Origin of the sequence: Acinetobacter sp. TR11 (genome assembly GCF_027105035.1) — a bacterium.
Taxonomy (GTDB): domain Bacteria; phylum Pseudomonadota; class Gammaproteobacteria; order Pseudomonadales; family Moraxellaceae; genus Acinetobacter.
Genome location: NZ_CP114256.1, coordinates 861,834 through 879,480 on the forward strand (window position 1 = coordinate 861,834; position 17,647 = coordinate 879,480).

Sequence of the window (17,647 nt, forward strand, 5' to 3'; positions counted from 1 at the left end):
AATTGAAATCATAAATTAATAGCATATCTTTAAAGAATTAGCTTTTTAAGGTTTAGTTAAATTGGAACTTCAAAGACGGAATATGCATTTATATCCCTTCATTAAAACAATTGCATATCACTCGGCAGCTTAGGTTAATGCCATCCACCACCTAAAGCCCGAATAATATCTACACTGGCAATCATTCGACTACCATGAAGCTGTGCAGCGAGTTGCTCTTGCTGCAAGATACTCCGATCCGAATCAATCACATCCAGATAGTTGATACTGCCTTTAAAATAACGCAAATGTGAAAGCTGATTGGCATGTCGGGATGAACAAGTGCTTGACCATGTGCCTGTATGTACTGATACAGAATACATTGATCAGGCAGTTCATATACTGATTAAATCCTTATTTTACATTTCAAACTGTTTGGCGGTTTTGATTTGGGTGAGGGTGATACTGAAAGTCCTACTTTCGGCGGTTTTGGTTTAGGTGATGAACCTTAAAAGAATGTCTTTTCACTCTTAATGTATTTTTATGAAATAGAAAGCGATAAGTATTTTTATCGCCTTTTTACATTTTCAATACTAGTTATATACAGCGCTACAAATTTAAAGAAATATGAATATGCGAACATATTCAAACTGCTTAGTTTTTAGGATTTTAAGGTTCATAAAAATTTTTATCAGTTTTTAGCTGTTTATTTTATCGGACTTTTGCCTGTATCACTTATGAGTTTTTTAAAATTAACTAATTTAAGATATGTGGATTCAAGCGATGATACTGTTTTTTAAGTGTTGAATTGCAGTATATGCATTCTTTGTTTGATCAACCAGTTGGAATCGTTTTGAAATTCTATTCTCAGTTACTTTAAGTAGAACAAAGTTTAGGTATTCATCGTAATAACGGGAGTTTTATGTTTTCACCCTATATCCATGCATTTGCATTGTTTTTTTCATTATTGAATCCGTTCCTGATGAGTGTCTACATGGTCGGGATGATTCGGAATACCGATGTAAAAGTATTTAATAAAGCATTGATTCAAGGGAGCTTAATCGCTTTTGCTGTTTTTGCATTATTCGCATGGGGGGGCGAGAATATTTTTAGTCGCTATCTAAATGTAAGATTTGAATCTTTCCAAATATTTGGTGGATTAATTTTTCTTGTAATTGGTTATCGTTATGTGTTTCAGGGTGCAGAAACAATCGGTGAAATGCGTGGCGCTCCTGAGCATTTGGCAGGTACGATCGCTATGCCTTTTATGATTGGACCGGGAACAATTAGTGCTGCGGTTGTCACAGGCGTGAGTGTTCCATTTGGAGGAGCAATTGCTGTGATTGCCCTCACATTGGCGTTAACTTGCAGTATTCTTATCGCGATGAAATACGGACACGATCATTTACGCTACAAGCATGCTAAGTATATTGATCGTTACTTTGACATTATGGGGCGTTTATCTGCCTTACTGATCGGTACAATTGCTGTCGATATGATCGTTAATGGTGTGATGGGACTCATTCGATCTACAAATTTAAATTAAATTATCAGATATAAAATTTTGTATGATCAGTATTTATTTGGTTGATAACACATTGTTAATTTTAGATAAAATCTAATAAAAAGAGGTTGTATGTAATCCTACTGAAATAATGTTTCGATCTATCATAAAAATAGTTGATGATGTTTTATACATTTATACGTATTTTTACGTTGAGGAATGAACGATAATACACATGTTGTATTCTCCTATGAGTTCTCCTATGTATCCATTAGATCAATTGAACCAAGCACCTGATGATCAGTCAGAGCTTACAATGTCAGTTTTAATGACACCTGATATGGCAAACTTTTCAGGTAATGTTCATGGTGGAGCAATTTTAAAACTGCTTGACCAAGTTGCTTATGCTTGTGCAAGCCGTTATTCAGGCAGTTATGTTGTGACATTGTCTGTTGATAAAGTTAATTTTAAAGAGCCAATTTACGTTGGTGAATTAGTCACATTTTTAGCGAGTGTTAATCATGTAGGACGTACTTCTATGGAAGTCGGCATTCGTGTAGAAGCACAAAATATTCAAAAGCGTACAATCAGACATACCAATACATGCTATTTCACCATGGTTGCTGTAGATGAGGAGCGTAAACCTAAAGTTGTTCCGATATTAAAATTAGATACGGATTGGAAGCGTTGTCGTTTCGAAGCTGCAGAACAGCGTAAGGACCTACGTTTACAAGAAGTACAGCAACCTTCTTGCAGTATCTTCAAGAAATCTAGCCAGTGTTGATTTATTCATTACATTCCTAGTGATCTAAAAAAAGATCGAACCGCAGCATGGTTCGATCTTTTTTTATTTGTAAAGATGAGTCAGATCATTACAAATGTTGTTCTAAAGGGTCTGGAGGAACCTGAAGATCAAATTATTTACTAACGGTCGGAGCAGCCGTTGTTGCTGCATCACTTGCTGTTGTGTCTGTTGTAGCTGGATTTAAAGTTTCAGGTTGCTCCTGAGTTGATACCACGACTTTCTCTTCGGTGGTTTTGGTGCTATGTGATTTGTCATGAGCCGAAGCTGCAAATGTTGTTGCCGCTGTTAAAGCAAATGTTGTCGCAATTAAAGTCTTAATGAGTTTCATGTTTGGCATCCATATTTGAACTTAATTAAAAAATTACAGCTTCAATTCGAGAGATGAATCAGAACAAATCTTGAATTTCTGCATGAGGTTTATGCTAAGTGCCTAAGTTTTTTATAGCAATATTCTTAACAATCTTTTACGCCAAGCTTAACAATAGCGCATCATAAAACGCGGTTTTGTGATGTGCTTGTAAAGTTAAATGCCTGAACCTATCAATAAAATGTATATAAATATGTATTTTTGATTAAAAAATAATCTACAATTTTACGTGTTCTAAACAAGATCTTTCTTTTGCAAAGAGTTTAATAATTGGATAAAACATTTAAATTTTAGTTTTAAATAGTATTTTTAGATTAATTTTGTGATTAAATTATCTTTATTTTTGTTTTAATTGAATTATTTCGTAAATTTAATTCTTTATTTTATTTCGCATATTTTTCACTTTAGAATGAAATAAATTTTTAATGCGAGTAAATCGTGAAGTTCATTGCTCCCAAAATTGTTCCTACTCACATTATTTCTGGTTTTTTAGGTGCAGGTAAAACAACGCTATTGCAGCATTTATTAACCCAAAAGCCTGAAAACGAAGTTTGGGCTGTTCTAATGAATGAGTTTGGGCAAATAGGTGTTGATCAACAACTGATTACCCAACAACAAGGCTATGCTGTCAAAGAACTACTTGGTGGATGCTTGTGCTGTAGCAGTCAACTTCCTATGCAAATTGCACTGGCTCGCTTACTCAGTGAAAGTAAACCTGATCGTTTATTTATCGAACCAACGGGGTTAGGTCATCCTGCACAATTACTGGAACAACTGACCGAGCCGCATTGGCAAAGCAGTTTAAATATGCGTGCTTTGGTAATCGTTGTGGATGGAAGTCGTCTACATGATGAAGATTGGGTTAAACAAAACTTATATACCGATCAACTGAAATCTGCACAAATCGTAGTCCTCTCACATATTGATTGTATGTCAGTAGCAGATCATCAAGCCTATGCAGCTTTAAAACAAGAATATGACACTTATGTCCAGCATTGGATTGAAGTTGAGTGTGGCAAAATTGAATTATCTCAGATTGATATTGTGCAACAACCTGTACAACGTAAGATCCAACCTTTACTCAAGCTACAACAAACACAGGCTATCGAGCCTCTGTTAGAAATAAAACAACTTCCATATCATTATGTAGAAACGGCTCAAGGTTATACCGTTGCAGGTTGGAAATTGCCTAAACGCTGGCAATTTAAATTTTTTGAACTCTTAGATTTGTTGTGTACGCAACAAAATTGGATTCGCATCAAAGGCATATTTAATACGGATCAAGGTTGGAAAAGTTTTAATTTTAATCCTCAACAATTTAACTATAAGTCTGCCGAAGAGAGTATTGATAATCGAATTGAAATTATTTGCCAATCCGAACAAGATTGGTTGGTGTTTGAAACACAATTAATAAATTGTCGTCTTGATCTAACTGATGCTCAAAATGATTAAAGCCAACATTTTTTGTAATAAAATAGAGTATGCTTAGCGCCAAATTTGAGTACACCGTATTTAAGAGTATTTTTTATGGCGCTAAAAGCAACAATATATAAGGCAGATCTGAATATTGCCAATATGGATCAGCATATCTATGCAGATTATCAGCTAACACTTGCCTTACATCCGTCAGAGACTATTGAACGTTTGATGGTTCGTATTCTTGCTTATGCACGTTATGCCGATGAGCGATTAGAATTCACCAAAGATTTGTTTGAAACGGATGAGCCTGCGTTATGGCAAAAAGATTTAACAGGGCTTTTAGAAAATTGGATTGAAGTCGGTTGTCCATCTGAAGATAAAGTGAAAAAAGCTAGTGCTCGCTGTAAAAAAGTGGCTGTGATTACCTATGGCTCACAAGCTGCTGATTGGTGGCAAAAAAATACCAAGATTAAGACGTTGAGTAATGTGGAGGTCTGGCAATTAGCGCCTCAGACTACACAGGCACTTGAAGGCTTATGTGAACGCACGATGCAATTACAGCTTAATATTATGGATGGAGAGTGGACTTTGTTGAGCGATAAAGGTCAAGTCGATATTCAATGGTTACAATTGCAATAAATCAGGTTGGGAGTAAAAGATGAGCGCTGAATTACAAATTATTGATTTAAAAGTAGGTGAAGGTAAAGAAGCTGTTAAAGGTGCTTTAATCACAACACACTACACGGGGTGGTTAGAAGATGGTACTCAGTTCGATTCTTCAATTGACCGTGGGAATTATTTTGAGACTGTGATCGGTACAGGGCGAGTAATCAAAGGTTGGGATCAAGGCATCATGGGAATGCGCGTTGGTGGGAAACGTAAGTTAATCGTACCTGCACATTTAGCTTATGGTGAACGCAAAATGGGAAAAATTATTCCAGCAAATTCAAATCTGACTTTTGAAATTGAATTATTTGATGTTAAAACGCGCGACGAGTGATTTAGTCTCAATGATGCAAAGCATGATGGTATTGATTTGATTGCTTAATTCATGCTTTGCAAAAAAAAGTACAAAAACAATACAAATCAAAAAAATGATTTAATTCTAATATTTTGATTTTTAATATTTTTATTTTAATGTGCTTTTTTCAACAATCTGCTTAAAATGATTGATTCTGTAGATGGTTCTGTATATCTTTTAAAGAAAGGGCAATGTATTCTGAATCAAAGTTTTTATAATAAATGTGATGTTAATTTACCTTTTGGAAAAAATTGCTTTTAATGTTGCCATCCATGATCAGCAGATTCATAAACATGGCGAGGTAAATTATAAAAAATCTATGCTTGTGTTAACGAGCATCAAAAAATTGAGTGAGTGAGGCAGCTATGAATGATTATTTGGATATTACCGCTTCTGAGCTATTAAAAGAATTACATAATTTTTTCTTGATTAATACTTATAATGGCGCTGAAAATGGTTTTTGGGTCAATGAAAAAGCATTGATTGATAAGGATTATTGGATGGATGGAGAGAACAAGGTCGAGATTCTCCGAGAGTTGAGTCCTTCACATCAGCATTCACATCCTGACTATCGAATTACCTTATTATCTCCATTAGAAGGGAATGTCGTCTTGCTACAATACGATGGCGTGAATAAAAAAATTCAGACATTCCGTCGTGGTGAATGGGTAAACCGCTTATATAAATATTTTTATCAAAAAGAACGTTATTATTTACAACAACTTTCTGAGCATCCAAATTTTCAGCTCATTGAATATTAAGCTTATATATTTAGCTCATTAGGTTCTTAATACGTATCGTGTTAGGAACCTAATCACATATGGCTAAAATATTGATGTATATTGCGATAAAATTTATAAAATATTTTTTTAAGATTATTTTCAGTTTTTAAAATTATAAATACAATCCTTGCTCCCAGCTGACTCGCTAAAAATCTTATTTGTCCACAAATTGTAAGATGATTCATGCATGATTCGCGCTCAGCCATTTTCGAATATTGAGAAGATATCTCTATGACAACACGTTTAGTGTCTCCGACCTTAAAAGCATTTTTAGGTCTAATGATTGGTTTAGTTGCGACTACAGCAACTTTTGCAGAAAATTCCAAAATTGATGCGACAACGTTAACCGTCATTGGTTATCATGAAATTACCGACCATAAAGATGCACTCATCCCAAGTTATGCAGTAACAGCACAACAATTCAGCGAGCACATCGATTGGTTACAAAATAATGGTTATCACTTTATCAATGTCGATCAACTGATTAAAGCACATCAGGGCAAATACACTTTACCAACTAAACCTGTGTTATTGACAGTAGATGATGGTTATCAGTCTTTTTATCAAAATGCCTATCCAATTGTACGTGCGAAAAAAATTCCAGTTGTATTAGCAGTTGTCGGTTCTTGGTTAGAACCAAAAGCTAATCAGAAAGTGGACTTTGGTGGGGAAGAGATTACGCGCAATAAAATTTTGAGTTGGAATGAACTCAAAGAAATGCAAAATAGTGGCTTAGTTGAGATTGCAAGTCATAGCTACCATTTGCATCGAGGAGTAAACGCAAACCCTCAAGGTAATTCAGAACCAGCAGCGATTACTCGAATTTATGATTCAAATACGAAAACTTATGAAAGTGATGCAAATTATCAAGCACGTGTTTATCAAGATTTAAAGAAAAATAATGAATTATTGCAGGCACACGGTTTACGTTCACCACGTGTCATGGTTTGGCCTTATGGTCGTTATAATATGCAATTAGTTCAAATTTCTAAACAATTGGGTATGCCGATTACCATTACTTTGGACGATGGTGCTGATCATGCAAAACAATCGATCCAAAATATGGGGCGTATTTTAATTCAAGGAAATATGTCAACCAATGCCTTGGCACAAGAAATAAAGAACCGCGAACTGAATTTGAACGATAATAATCGTCCGCAAAAGATCATGCATGTGGATTTAGATTACATCTATGATCCAGACCCACAACAACAAGAGCGTAATTTAGGTAATCTTTTAGATCGTATCAATGGAATGGGAGTCAAGACAGTTTACTTACAAGCATTCTCAGATCCTGATGCAAATGGCTCTGCGGATATGGTGTATTTCCCAAACCGTCATATTCCAATGCGTGCGGATTTATTTAACCGAGTAGCTTGGCAAATTCAAACACGTACGCCAGTACAGCGTTTGTATGCTTGGATGCCTTTACTTGCATGGGAATTACCTAAATCAGATCCAGTGTCAAAGGATTTAGTTGTCACGCAACAAGCAAAAGCGGGCGAGCATTTGAATATGGGATATATCCGCTTAAGCCCATATTCACCAAAAGCAAGACAAACCATTAAAGAGATTTATCAAGATCTTGCAAAATCAACGCCATTTGATGGTCTATTATTCCATGATGATGTGACATTGTCGGATTATGAAGATGCAAGTCCTCAAGCCTTAGCAGCTTATGCAAAGCAAGGTTTACCAACGGATCTTGCTCAAATACGGGGCAATGATGACAAATTGCAGAAATGGACAGCATATAAAACGCGGACATTAGACGATTTTGCAATGGAGCTTGCTGGTAAGGTGCGTCAATATCAACCTTATTTGATGACGGCACGTAATTTGTATGCGCAAGTTGCCCTTAACCCGTATGCCGAAAATTGGTACGCACAATCTTTGGAAGAGTCATTAAAACGCTATGATTTCACAGCGATTATGGCAATGCCTTATATGGAACAATCGGATAATCCCGAAAAGTTTTATACGGATATTATGAATCGAGTGAAACAATATCCAAACGGGATTAAAAAGACAGTGATGGAATTACAAGCGATTAACTGGCGTAATGATCAGAAGATTCCTTCAGAAGAAATGGCAGCAACAATGAAGTCGCTTTATCAACAAGGTGCGATGCACATTGCATATTATCCTGACGATCCGATTAAAGAACACCCAGATGTAGAAACTATGCGTAAGGCTTTTGCTTTAAAATCATCACAATTAGTACCATAACGGAGTAATGTGTCGATGAGTATAATTGCTTTATTATGGGCTTATGCCATTAAGTTTGTGTTTTATTATCCATTATTTATGTCTTATTTATGGATGGTAGGGGCAATTATTTTCTACTGGAAAGAGCGCCAAGATCCTCCATATCAGCAGCCAGAAACTTTGCCTGAATATCCTAAAGTTGCTGTACTCGTTCCTTGTTTTAACGAGGGTGATAATGCAGAAGAAACCATTAGTCATGCTTTGCAATTAGATTATCCAAACTTTGAAGTGATTGCGATTAATGATGGTAGTTCTGATAACACGGGCGAAGTGCTGGATCGTCTCGCGGCGCAGCATGAAAAATTACGTGTTGTGCATCTTGCTCAAAACCAAGGTAAAGCGATGGGACTGCAAGCGGGTAGTTTAATGACGGATGCTGAGTTCTTGATTGGTATTGATGGTGATGCGTTACTAGATCCTCATGCAGCACAGTGGATGATGCGCCATTTCCTCGAAGATCCAACTGTGGCAGCCGTAACAGGGAATCCACGTATTCGTACACGTTCAACATTATTGGGACGAATTCAGGTTGGTGAGTTTTCTTCGATTGTTGGCATGATTAAACGAGCGCAACGTACTTTTGGTCGTTTATTCACTGTCTCTGGTGTGATTACAGCCTTTCGTAAAAGTGCTGTACATCAAGTTGATTATTGGTCTCCCAATATGTTGACTGAGGATATTGATATCACTTGGAAATTACAACGTGCTGGTTGGGATGTTCGTTTTGAGCCAAATGCTTTGGTTTGGATTTTGATGCCAGAGACTTTTAATGGTTTATGGAAACAACGTTTACGTTGGGCGATGGGTGGGGCACAAGTTCTGATTAAGAATATTGATGTGTTCTTTAAACCAAAACTTAATTTTCTCTGGCCATTAATGTTAGAGCTTTGCTTAACATTAGTATGGTCATATTTGATGCTGATTATGGCTGTCATGTGGTTGTTACATTTCGTATTTACTATACCAGCCCTTGCCGTCGTCAGTTCGCCATTTTTACCATACGGTAGCGGAATTTTATTAGGTGCGACTTGCTTAATTCAGTTTGCTTTAAGCAAATGGATGGATAGTCGTTATGAACCAAGCTTAGGGAAAAATTATTATTGGATGATTTGGTACCCGTTTGTATTTTGGTTAATTACGATTACTGCTACAATCGTCGCCTTTCCAAAAGTGCTATTTCGCGCTGAAGAAAAACGCGCCCGTTGGATTAGCCCAGATCGTGGAATTCGCTGAGTCGCAAGATTCATTTTGCTGAGACTAGAAATGAAAGCAAATAGTTTGATTATCGATGTACGTCGCCAACTCCCATGGCATAAGCGTTATTTTTCTACGACCACAACAGCAATGATGTGGGCAGGTTGGCTGCTATTATGGCGACCATTTATTTTGGTTTGGGTGTTAATTGAACTGCAAAAAACGCATCTTGCACAACGTTTAATGGCTGCATTCAGTCAAGGTCTTGAGCACGGAATTACAGCACTTTTCATGTGTGCGGTAGCATTATTATTATGGGGGCTTTTACCTTCAAAACGCGTACATAAAAAACATGCAATTGAAAAAGCACTACCTGATTATGCACGTTATTTTGAGTTGCCTGAACAAGAAATTCAAGCTGGTCGCCAACAAAAAGTAACCACGCTGCATCATGATGAAAATGGTAAGATTATTCGAGTTGAGTGAAATTTATTCGATTGAGAAGTATAAATGCCTTAATTTTAATTAAGGCATTTTTCTATGCTTGTCTTAAATTTTAGACATAAAAAAACCAGCTTACGCTGGATTTTATTTGCACCATGTTTCATTAGTTGAAAAATGGTGCCCGAGGCCAGACTCGAACTGGCACGCTTTGTGGGCGGGGGATTTTAAATCCCCTGTGTCTACCGATTTCACCACTCGGGCATGTCCGCAATAATAGAGGAGACTTTAAAACTTGGCAAGAGTAAAAAGCATTAATTGCTTTCTTTTCAATCAATTCATGTGTTTATCAGATAAAAATTAAGCATTGTCATATAATTTTCATGATTATTTCATCAAACTGAGATCAAACTTTCATTTATACAACTTAGTTTTAATTACTCAAAGTAATAAAATTAAGGTAGCTATCCAAATGACAGCAAAAATTTCACGACGGGAACTCATTCAAAAAAGTTTATTCGGTTTTGGGGCATTGTCTTTATCTGCGGGATTTACAGGATGTAATGACAGTTCAGATCAAGAAACAGCGACATTACAAGTTAATTTTGAACATGGCGTTGCCAGCGGTGATCCACTACAGGATCGCGTGATTTTGTGGACACGCTTAACACCAAGTGATAGCAGTGCACGGTTGCAAGTCACTTGGGAAATTGCGTTAGATCAGCAATTCAAGCAAATCATTAAAACCGATAAAGTCACTACCGCTGCTGCACAAGACTTTACTGTAAAGGTAGATGCAATTGGATTAAAACCAAATCAAAGCTATTTTTATCGTTTTAGTTTTGGCGATAAGATTTCACCTATTGGGCAAACCAAGACTTTGCCAACCAGTACATCTAAAGTCAGTTTTGCAGTGTGTTCATGTTCGAATTATCCAGCAGGATATTTCTATGTTTACCGTGAAATGGCAAAACAAAATGTAGATGTAGTGATTCATCTAGGCGACTATATTTATGAGTATGGTGCTGATGGTTATGCGACAGAAGATGCAACGAAATTAGGGCGTACGCTTCCTGCGGATAATAATAAAGAAATTATTAAATTAGATGATTATCGCAAACGCTATGCTTTATATCGTAAAGATAAAGACTTACAAGCTTTGCATCATCGTCATCCATTTATTGTGATTTGGGATGACCACGAGTTAGCCAATGATACTTGGAGAGAGGGTGCTGACAATCATACTGAAGAAACAGCAAATGCAAAGAATGAAGGTAAATTCTCTGAAAGAAAATTAGCAGCATTACAAGCTTATTTTGAATGGATGCCAATTCGCCCAATTGATGATCAGCATATCAAGATTTATCGACAATTTGATTTTGGTAATCTCGTTCAGCTCACCATGTTGGATACACGCATTATCGCGCGTGATAAGCAATTAGATTATGCAGATTATATGACCGCAAATGGTTTGTTGAATGCTGCAAAATTCCAAGCGGACTTAACCAACCCTGCACGTACTTTGATGGGATATACCCAACGGGATTGGCTACTCGGAAAACTTCAACAATCTAATGCGACATGGAATGTTTTGGGTCAACAGATTCTGATGACTAAAATGCTGGTACCTGCTGAGTTACTGTTTGCGTTGGCAGAAATTACTGCGGGACATCCGAGTGATGAAACTTTGGAAAAAATGAATGCACAGATTACAGAGCTGATTACGCTGAAATTCCGTTTGCAAAAAGGTGATCCGACGCTGACTGCACAAGAAAAAGCGCGTGTTTTAACAGTTGCACCTTATAACTTAGATGCATGGGATGGTTATTTTGCTGAGCGTGAAATTTTATATGGAACTTTGGCACAGCTAAAGAAAAAAGTGGTGGTGTTGGCAGGAGATACCCATAATGCATGGTCATCGAATTTATACAGTAAAGATGGTGCTTTTGTCGGGGTGGAGTTGGCAACCAGTTCAGTATCTTCACCGGGCTTGGAAAAGTATTTAAATATTCCACTAGCGCAGCTACAACAGTTTGAATTTAACTTCACCACATTAATTGATGAGTTGAATTACTGCAACCTGAATCAACGTGGTTACTTAATTGTTCAATTTGATGAAACTCAGGTTCAGTCACAATGGATTTATGTCGATTCAATTAAGAAAGCTGAATATGTTGTTGATACAGCTAGACAATATCAGCTCAGTTTTGATAAGAATTTGTTGCCAGTGAAAACGGCACAGCAAGTTGCGTAAACGATTGATACATCGAGCCAAACATTAATGTTTGGCTTTTTTTATTTATTAAATTACAGACATAAAAAAACCAGCTTAGGCTGGATTTTTATTTGCACCATTTTTCATTAGTTGAAAAATGGTGCCCGAGGCCAGACTCGAACTGGCACGCTTTGTGGGCGGGGGATTTTAAATCCCCTGTGTCTACCGATTTCACCACTCGGGCTTTAAAACCAAATTTGGAGGCGGGGGTCGGAATCGAACCGGCGTACACGGAGTTGCAGTCCGCTGCATGACCATTCTGCCACCCCGCCATCATTTGGTGATGCACATATTAGCAACCTTTAGAAAAAAAACAATAGTGTTTGCCGTGAATATGCACATAAAAACAACATCTAAAAGAATATTGGTCAAATTATCATGTATTATTTACGCAATTGATTCATACCCACTTTGGAGATGCGCTGTGGCATTGGTTTTAGACGGTCGTGCGTTGGCAACACAAATCGAAGCTGATTTGTTGGTTCGTGTAGAAGCATTAAAAGCAAAAACGGGACGTACCCCAATTTTGGCAACAATTTTGGTTGGTGATGATGGTGCATCGGCAACGTATGTGCGTATGAAGGGTAATGCATGTCGCCGTGTCGGTATGGATTCACTGAAAGTTGAGCTTCCAAAAGAAACAACAACAGAGCAATTATTGGCTGAGATTGAAAAATTAAATGCTAATCCAGATGTACACGGTATTTTGTTGCAGCATCCAGTGCCTGAACAAATTGATGAAAGAGCATGCTTTGATGCGATTTCATTGGCGAAAGATGTTGATGGTGTAACTTGTCTTGGTTTTGGTCGTATGGCAATGGGTGAGGCAGCTTATGGTTCTGCAACTCCAGCAGGCATCATGACGATTTTAAAAGAAAACAAGATCGAAATCGCAGGTAAACATGCCGTAGTTGTTGGTCGCTCAGCGATTTTAGGCAAACCAATGGCAATGATGTTGTTACAAGCCAATGCAACCGTAACAATCTGCCATTCACGTACTCAGAATTTAGCTGAATTGGTAAAACAAGCAGATATTATTGTCGGTGCGGTGGGTAAAGCTGAGTTGATTCAAAAAGACTGGATCAAGCAAGGTGCAGTTGTTGTTGATGCTGGTTTCCATCCACGTGATGGTGGTGGTGTCGGTGATATTCAATTGGTGGGTATTGAAGAGATTGCTTCTGCTTATACACCAGTTCCAGGTGGTGTAGGGCCGATGACGATTACGACTTTAATTCGCCAAACTGTAGAAGCCGCTGAAAAAGCCTTAGGTTAAATATCCACTTTAAGCCCTTCTGAATAGAGGGGTTTTTTAAGAATTAAAGAAATATGAGTTGTACATTTCAATTTGCGAAAGCACCTGAACAATTGCTTAAAGCCCTACATGACGTTATTCCAAACACAGAATTACTGGCTCAGCAACTGCCCGAAACTCCAATTTCATTGTGGCTCATTCCACCTGTTTTTCCAACTGATCGTTTGGATGATGAGGTGATTCGTCGTATTTGGAATGAGACGCCGTATTGGATTTTCTGTTGGGCATCTGGTTTAGCGATGGCACAGTGGCTACTCGCTGAGCCACATCATGTTAAAGATAAAGTGGTCTTAGATTTTGGTGCAGGTTCGGGTGTAGTTGCAATTGCTGCAAAAATGGCAGGTGCTAAGCGTGTGATCTGTTGTGATATTGATCCAATAAGTCTTGCGTCATGTCGTGAAAATGCTTTGTTGAATGATGTTGAACTTGAGTACTTGGATGATTTATATAAAGCCGAGCAAGTGGATGTATTGCTCGCTGCGGACGTGCTGTATGACCAGTGCAATCGTTTCTTCTTAGATGAGTTTCTTAAGTTCGCACCTGAAGTTTGGGTTGCCGATAGCCGAGTTAAAAACTTTAGTCACCCTCAATATATGAAAATTGATGAACGCAGTGCAACGACTTGGCCTGACTTAGATGAATCCAAAGAGTTTAGAAATGTGAGTTTTTATAAAACGCTGTGATTACAGCGTTTTTTTTAAGCATCAAAAATGATTAAACCAAAATTTTTGATTTTGAGCATTTGATAAATTAGGTTTTATGATAATGACTCTTTGCGATGATGATATGAGCATACCAGTTTACTTTTGGCGAAGATTTTTTCCGCTGTAGATCAGAATAAACTGGTGGGGACTCTGAGTGTACTGAACTGAAAGGAATTCAGTCTTAGTTTGAATAAACTGTATTTATCCATCTTTAGACAGATCTGAAGATGTTTGCTGATAATAAGATAAAGCAATCTTTTAAATGAAAGACATGGTAATGAATAATCTATTGTAATCAAATACCATATTACAGATATGGTATTTGATCTTTGATTTTGTTAAGAACAAGTATAGCGAATGACTTTAAGTGTAGTCGGGCGTGCTTCAAGTGCTTGGCGTGTTGCATATCCTTCACTGTTATTGAAATCAGGTGAATTAGAAAGTCCAAAAGTTGCACGACTATTTCCAAGTTTTACAGCGTATTGTTCTTGTTGTGTAGGATTCATAATTTCATTGACGCTGAGTATTGAAATTTTATAAGTTTTTCCTATGCCTAAAACTTGATTACAAGCATGTTGTAATTTCTTTTGATCTAAATCTTGATTGGTACGTGCTGCAAGAGTATAAGCAATCGTGGCTGAAGTTGTTGTTTTATTTTCTATTTGATAGCCCGTCACGCCGTTAAATTTGTGTGGTGTACTTTGACATGCAGTGATAACAAGTGCACTTGTAACGATAATGAATAAATTGGTTTTTTTCATATCAATGATCCTATTATTTCCATAATTAGTATGGCATAAAATAAGGTTGTTATTGTGAGTAATCTTTACAACTCGGGTTATTCATCGTATTGAGGTTCAAAGTTAAAGAAAGAATTTTCGTTTTCGAACAATTTTGCATATAATCTGCCAAGTTTTTTATTTAATACAGAAGTCGTTGCTTTATTGCAGTATTTTTGCCCGTTTTAACGGGCATTTAGTTTATTGGTCTGCGATAAGGCAAGTCTGGATAGGTGTGTCATGATCTCTACAGATAGTCAAAAAAAATATGTGGTTGCGTTTGACCAAGGTACAACAAGTTCACGAGCAATCGTGTTGGATCATGATGCAAATGTTATCAGTATTGCTCAGCGTGAATTTACGCAAATTTACCCACAGCCAGGTTGGGTTGAGCATGATCCTATGGAAATTTGGGCAACTCAAAGTTCTGTTTGGGTTGAAGCGTTGGCGCAAGCAGGGATTTCAAGTGATCAAATTGCTGGAATCGGGATTACTAACCAACGTGAAACCACGATCATTTGGGACAAGAAAACTGGTAAGCCGATTTATAATGCTATTGTTTGGCAAAGCCGTCAAAGTAATGAAATTTGTAATCAATTACATCAAGATGGTTGGGATGATTATGTTCGAAAAGTAACGGGTCTAGTGATTGATCCATATTTTTCAGCAACAAAAATTAAATGGATTCTTGATCGTGTTGAAGGAAGTCGTGAGCGTGCGGAGCGCGGTGAGCTTTTATTTGGTACGGTGGATACGTGGTTGATTTGGAAATTGACCAATGGTCAAGTTCATGTGACTGACTATACCAATGCTTCACGTACAATGTTGTTTAATATAGAAACATTGGAATGGGATGACAAACTTTTAGAAGCCTTAAATATTCCTAAAGTCATGTTACCTGAGGTTCGTGGTTCTTCTGAAGTGTATGGATACACACATACCATTAGCGGTCAAGAAGTTGGAATCCCAATTGCAGGTATTGCGGGGGATCAACAAGCGGCATTATTTGGACAAATGTGTGTAGAGGTTGGGCAGGCTAAAAATACCTATGGGACGGGTTGTTTCCTGCTGATGAACACAGGGAAGCGTATTGTTCAATCTGAACATGGTTTACTGACGACGATTGCATGTGGTGCAAAAGGTGAAGTGAACTACGCTCTAGAAGGTGCTGTGTTTAATGGTGGATCATGTGTGCAATGGCTGCGCGACGAGCTTAAAGCAATCAATGATTCTTATGATTCTGAGTATTACGCAACCAAAGTAAAAGACAGTAATGGCGTGTATGTTGTTCCAGCCTTTACAGGTTTGGGTGCGCCGTATTGGGATCCAACCGCACGTGGTGCAATTCTCGGAATCACACGTGGTGTGAGTATTGAACATATTATTCGTGCGACACTAGAGTCGATTGCTTATCAAACACGTGATGTATTAGATGCAATGCAACAAGATTCTGGCGAAAAGTTGCGTACACTACGCGTAGATGGTGGTGTAACAGCAAATAACTTCCTGATGCAATTCCAAGCGGATATTCTTTCGACTTCAGTTGAACGTCCAGCAATGAAAGAAACCACGGGAATGGGAGCTGCTTTTTTGGCTGGTTTAGCTGTCGGTTTTTGGTCGGATTTAAACGAGTTGAAGAGTAGGATGTCAATCGAACGAACCTTTACACCAGAGTGCAGTCAGGATCAAACTGAAAAACTGTACAAAGGTTGGCTAAAAGCTGTCGGACGTACTCGAGATTGGGCAGAAGATTAAGCTAAAATAGTCGGATATAATATGCCGTAAATAACACAGGATTGATGAGCATGAGCTTGATACTACGCCAACAAAAAACCATCGAATTAGTACGAGAGCGTGGTTATATTAGTATTGAAGAACTTGCTCAACATTTCGATGTTACACCTCAAACTATTCGTCGTGATATCAATCAATTGGCAGATGAAGGGCTATTACGGCGTTATCATGGCGGCGCTGCGCATGATTCGAGTGTTGAAAATACTGAATATACAATGCGTGTCGGGCATATGCTTGAGCAAAAAAGAACAATTGCTGAAGCTGTTGCTGCTGCTGTTCCAGATCATGCTTCATTATTTATTAATATTGGTACAACAACTGAAGCAATTGCTCATGCCTTACTCAATCACACGGGCTTAAAAGTTATTACTAATAACCTGAATGTTGCAAAAATCCTCAGTACCAAAGAAGACTTTGAAGTGTTGATTGCCAGTGGTCGTGTGCGTCCAGATGGTGGCGTCATTGGTCAAGCAACCGCTGATTTTTTTAAACAGTTTAAAGCGGATTATGCGCTTATTGGGATTAGTGGAATTGAAGAAGATGGCACATTGCTTGATTTTGACTTTCAGGAAGTGTGTGTCTCTCAAGAAATTCTTTCAAGTGCACGCCAAGTTTTTTTAGCTGCGGATAGCAGTAAATTTGGGCGTAATGCGATGATTCGACTAGGCTCACTTAAGCAAGTGGATTGTATTTTTACGGATCAACAACCGAATGAAGAATTTATAAAAACCATCCGAGACTTAGATGTTGGTTTGATTGTTGCTAAATAAATCTTCATTTTCGAAAAATTGTTACTTTTCTTGAGTTAATCAATTTAACTCAAGATATATTCAATAAAAATTATATTTTTCTTATAAATAAATGCGATTACTGTGTTTCTAAACTTTTAGTCTCTCCACTGAATTTTACCATTTATCTAAAAATGTCGATAGATTGGCATTTTTTGATCTATTTTTCATTGTTTATTTTCGATTTATATGTTTAAATTTTCATTATCGAAAAA

Annotated in this window: 16 protein-coding genes, 3 tRNA genes and 1 pseudogene; 14 read left to right on the top strand and 6 right to left on the bottom strand. The window is 37.5% G+C overall.

What is annotated here, in order from left to right; all coding sequences use genetic code 11:
* Nucleotides 1–134 precede the first annotated feature (134 nt).
* A pseudogene (locus tag O1450_RS04175) lies at nucleotides 135–373 on the bottom strand (RND transporter); the annotation flags it as partial.
* 528 nt (nucleotides 374–901) lie between these two features.
* Here O1450_RS04175 and O1450_RS04180 point away from each other — a divergent pair.
* Both O1450_RS04180 and O1450_RS04185 read left to right on the top strand, forming a co-directional pair.
* Nucleotides 902–1,525: a MarC family protein gene (locus tag O1450_RS04180; RefSeq protein WP_269229805.1), complete on the top strand. Its 624-nt coding sequence runs from the start codon at nucleotides 902–904 to the stop codon at nucleotides 1,523–1,525.
* A gap of 220 nt (nucleotides 1,526–1,745) precedes the next feature.
* Nucleotides 1,746–2,267 (top strand): acyl-CoA thioesterase, encoded by a 522-nt coding sequence (locus O1450_RS04185; protein ID WP_269230412.1) that lies wholly within the window; start codon nucleotides 1,746–1,748, stop codon nucleotides 2,265–2,267.
* A 133-nt stretch (nucleotides 2,268–2,400) separates the two neighbouring features.
* Here O1450_RS04185 and O1450_RS04190 read toward each other — a convergent pair whose 3' ends face one another.
* Nucleotides 2,401–2,616: a hypothetical protein gene (locus tag O1450_RS04190; protein WP_269229806.1), complete on the bottom strand. Its 216-nt coding sequence runs from the start codon at nucleotides 2,614–2,616 to the stop codon at nucleotides 2,401–2,403.
* Nucleotides 2,617–3,093: 477 nt separating this feature from the next.
* Between O1450_RS04190 and O1450_RS04195 the strand changes: the two genes are divergently transcribed.
* The 7 genes from O1450_RS04195 (at nucleotide 3,094) to pgaD (ending at nucleotide 9,825) form a co-directional block, all read left to right on the top strand.
* On the top strand, nucleotides 3,094–4,107 hold the full coding sequence (locus O1450_RS04195; RefSeq protein WP_269229807.1) for a CobW family GTP-binding protein: 1,014 nt from the start codon (nucleotides 3,094–3,096) through the stop codon (nucleotides 4,105–4,107).
* A gap of 75 nt (nucleotides 4,108–4,182) precedes the next feature.
* Nucleotides 4,183–4,713: a YaeQ family protein gene (locus O1450_RS04200; RefSeq protein WP_004663390.1), complete on the top strand. Its 531-nt coding sequence runs from the start codon at nucleotides 4,183–4,185 to the stop codon at nucleotides 4,711–4,713.
* A 19-nt stretch (nucleotides 4,714–4,732) separates the two neighbouring features.
* A complete protein-coding gene (locus O1450_RS04205; RefSeq protein ID WP_005217778.1) occupies nucleotides 4,733–5,074 on the top strand; it encodes an FKBP-type peptidyl-prolyl cis-trans isomerase in 342 nt (113 codons plus the stop codon).
* Nucleotides 5,075–5,460: 386 nt separating this feature from the next.
* Nucleotides 5,461–5,856 (top strand): hypothetical protein, encoded by a 396-nt coding sequence (locus O1450_RS04210; RefSeq protein ID WP_269229808.1) that lies wholly within the window; start codon nucleotides 5,461–5,463, stop codon nucleotides 5,854–5,856.
* A 252-nt stretch (nucleotides 5,857–6,108) separates the two neighbouring features.
* Entirely contained in the window at nucleotides 6,109–8,106 is a 1,998-nt protein-coding gene (gene pgaB, locus O1450_RS04215; protein WP_269229809.1) for a poly-beta-1,6-N-acetyl-D-glucosamine N-deacetylase PgaB, read from the top strand.
* Between the two features lie 15 nt (nucleotides 8,107–8,121).
* Nucleotides 8,122–9,378: a poly-beta-1,6-N-acetyl-D-glucosamine synthase gene (gene pgaC / locus O1450_RS04220; RefSeq protein ID WP_269229810.1), complete on the top strand. Its 1,257-nt coding sequence runs from the start codon at nucleotides 8,122–8,124 to the stop codon at nucleotides 9,376–9,378.
* Between the two features lie 30 nt (nucleotides 9,379–9,408).
* Nucleotides 9,409–9,825, top strand: coding sequence for a poly-beta-1,6-N-acetyl-D-glucosamine biosynthesis protein PgaD (gene pgaD / locus O1450_RS04225; protein WP_005158127.1), 417 nt, complete (start codon nucleotides 9,409–9,411; stop codon nucleotides 9,823–9,825).
* 133 nt (nucleotides 9,826–9,958) lie between these two features.
* On the opposite strand, the gene O1450_RS04230 is transcribed toward pgaD, so the two are convergent.
* Nucleotides 9,959–10,044: transfer RNA gene (locus O1450_RS04230), tRNA-Leu, on the bottom strand.
* 208 nt (nucleotides 10,045–10,252) lie between these two features.
* Here O1450_RS04230 and O1450_RS04235 point away from each other — a divergent pair.
* On the top strand, nucleotides 10,253–12,034 hold the full coding sequence (locus tag O1450_RS04235; RefSeq protein WP_269229811.1) for an alkaline phosphatase D family protein: 1,782 nt from the start codon (nucleotides 10,253–10,255) through the stop codon (nucleotides 12,032–12,034).
* A 119-nt stretch (nucleotides 12,035–12,153) separates the two neighbouring features.
* Here the strand turns inward: O1450_RS04235 and O1450_RS04240 are convergent.
* Together O1450_RS04240 and O1450_RS04245 are read right to left on the bottom strand one after the other, a co-directional pair.
* A tRNA-Leu gene (locus O1450_RS04240) sits at nucleotides 12,154–12,239 on the bottom strand.
* Between the two features lie 14 nt (nucleotides 12,240–12,253).
* Nucleotides 12,254–12,327: transfer RNA gene (locus tag O1450_RS04245), tRNA-Cys, on the bottom strand.
* 152 nt (nucleotides 12,328–12,479) lie between these two features.
* Here O1450_RS04245 and folD point away from each other — a divergent pair.
* Nucleotides 12,480–13,328 (top strand): bifunctional methylenetetrahydrofolate dehydrogenase/methenyltetrahydrofolate cyclohydrolase FolD, encoded by an 849-nt coding sequence (folD, locus tag O1450_RS04250; RefSeq protein ID WP_269229812.1) that lies wholly within the window; start codon nucleotides 12,480–12,482, stop codon nucleotides 13,326–13,328.
* A 53-nt stretch (nucleotides 13,329–13,381) separates the two neighbouring features.
* On the top strand, nucleotides 13,382–14,050 hold the full coding sequence (locus O1450_RS04255; protein ID WP_269229813.1) for a class I SAM-dependent methyltransferase: 669 nt from the start codon (nucleotides 13,382–13,384) through the stop codon (nucleotides 14,048–14,050).
* Nucleotides 14,051–14,409: 359 nt separating this feature from the next.
* Here O1450_RS04255 and O1450_RS04260 read toward each other — a convergent pair whose 3' ends face one another.
* Nucleotides 14,410–14,832 (bottom strand): hypothetical protein, encoded by a 423-nt coding sequence (locus O1450_RS04260; protein ID WP_269229814.1) that lies wholly within the window; start codon nucleotides 14,830–14,832, stop codon nucleotides 14,410–14,412.
* 258 nt (nucleotides 14,833–15,090) lie between these two features.
* On the opposite strand from O1450_RS04260, the gene glpK reads away from it, so the two are divergent.
* Together glpK and O1450_RS04270 are read left to right on the top strand one after the other, a co-directional pair.
* Nucleotides 15,091–16,605: a glycerol kinase GlpK gene (gene glpK, locus O1450_RS04265; RefSeq protein ID WP_269229815.1), complete on the top strand. Its 1,515-nt coding sequence runs from the start codon at nucleotides 15,091–15,093 to the stop codon at nucleotides 16,603–16,605.
* Nucleotides 16,606–16,655: 50 nt separating this feature from the next.
* Nucleotides 16,656–17,414 carry a DeoR/GlpR family DNA-binding transcription regulator gene (locus O1450_RS04270; RefSeq protein WP_269229816.1) on the top strand — a complete coding sequence of 253 codons (759 nt, stop codon included), beginning with the start codon at nucleotides 16,656–16,658 and terminating at the stop codon, nucleotides 17,412–17,414.
* Nucleotides 17,415–17,647: the final 233 nt, after the last annotated feature.

Bases quoted from the DNA above. Each gene is read 5' to 3' on its own strand.
- glpK (WP_269229815.1), top strand. From the start codon at position 15,091: ATGATCTCTACAGATAGTCAAAAAAAATATGTGGTTGCGTTTGACCAA.
- O1450_RS04260 (WP_269229814.1), bottom strand. From the start codon at position 14,832: ATGAAAAAAACCAATTTATTCATTATCGTTACAAGTGCACTTGTTATC.
- O1450_RS04210 (WP_269229808.1), top strand. From the start codon at position 5,461: ATGAATGATTATTTGGATATTACCGCTTCTGAGCTATTAAAAGAATTA.
- O1450_RS04205 (WP_005217778.1), top strand. From the start codon at position 4,733: ATGAGCGCTGAATTACAAATTATTGATTTAAAAGTAGGTGAAGGTAAA.
- pgaD (WP_005158127.1), top strand. From the start codon at position 9,409: ATGAAAGCAAATAGTTTGATTATCGATGTACGTCGCCAACTCCCATGG.
- O1450_RS04255 (WP_269229813.1), top strand. From the start codon at position 13,382: ATGAGTTGTACATTTCAATTTGCGAAAGCACCTGAACAATTGCTTAAA.
- O1450_RS04190 (WP_269229806.1), bottom strand. From the start codon at position 2,616: ATGAAACTCATTAAGACTTTAATTGCGACAACATTTGCTTTAACAGCG.
- pgaC (WP_269229810.1), top strand. From the start codon at position 8,122: ATGAGTATAATTGCTTTATTATGGGCTTATGCCATTAAGTTTGTGTTT.
- O1450_RS04270 (WP_269229816.1), top strand. From the start codon at position 16,656: ATGAGCTTGATACTACGCCAACAAAAAACCATCGAATTAGTACGAGAG.
- O1450_RS04180 (WP_269229805.1), top strand. From the start codon at position 902: ATGTTTTCACCCTATATCCATGCATTTGCATTGTTTTTTTCATTATTG.
- O1450_RS04185 (WP_269230412.1), top strand. From the start codon at position 1,746: ATGTATCCATTAGATCAATTGAACCAAGCACCTGATGATCAGTCAGAG.
- O1450_RS04235 (WP_269229811.1), top strand. From the start codon at position 10,253: ATGACAGCAAAAATTTCACGACGGGAACTCATTCAAAAAAGTTTATTC.
- O1450_RS04200 (WP_004663390.1), top strand. From the start codon at position 4,183: ATGGCGCTAAAAGCAACAATATATAAGGCAGATCTGAATATTGCCAAT.
- pgaB (WP_269229809.1), top strand. From the start codon at position 6,109: ATGACAACACGTTTAGTGTCTCCGACCTTAAAAGCATTTTTAGGTCTA.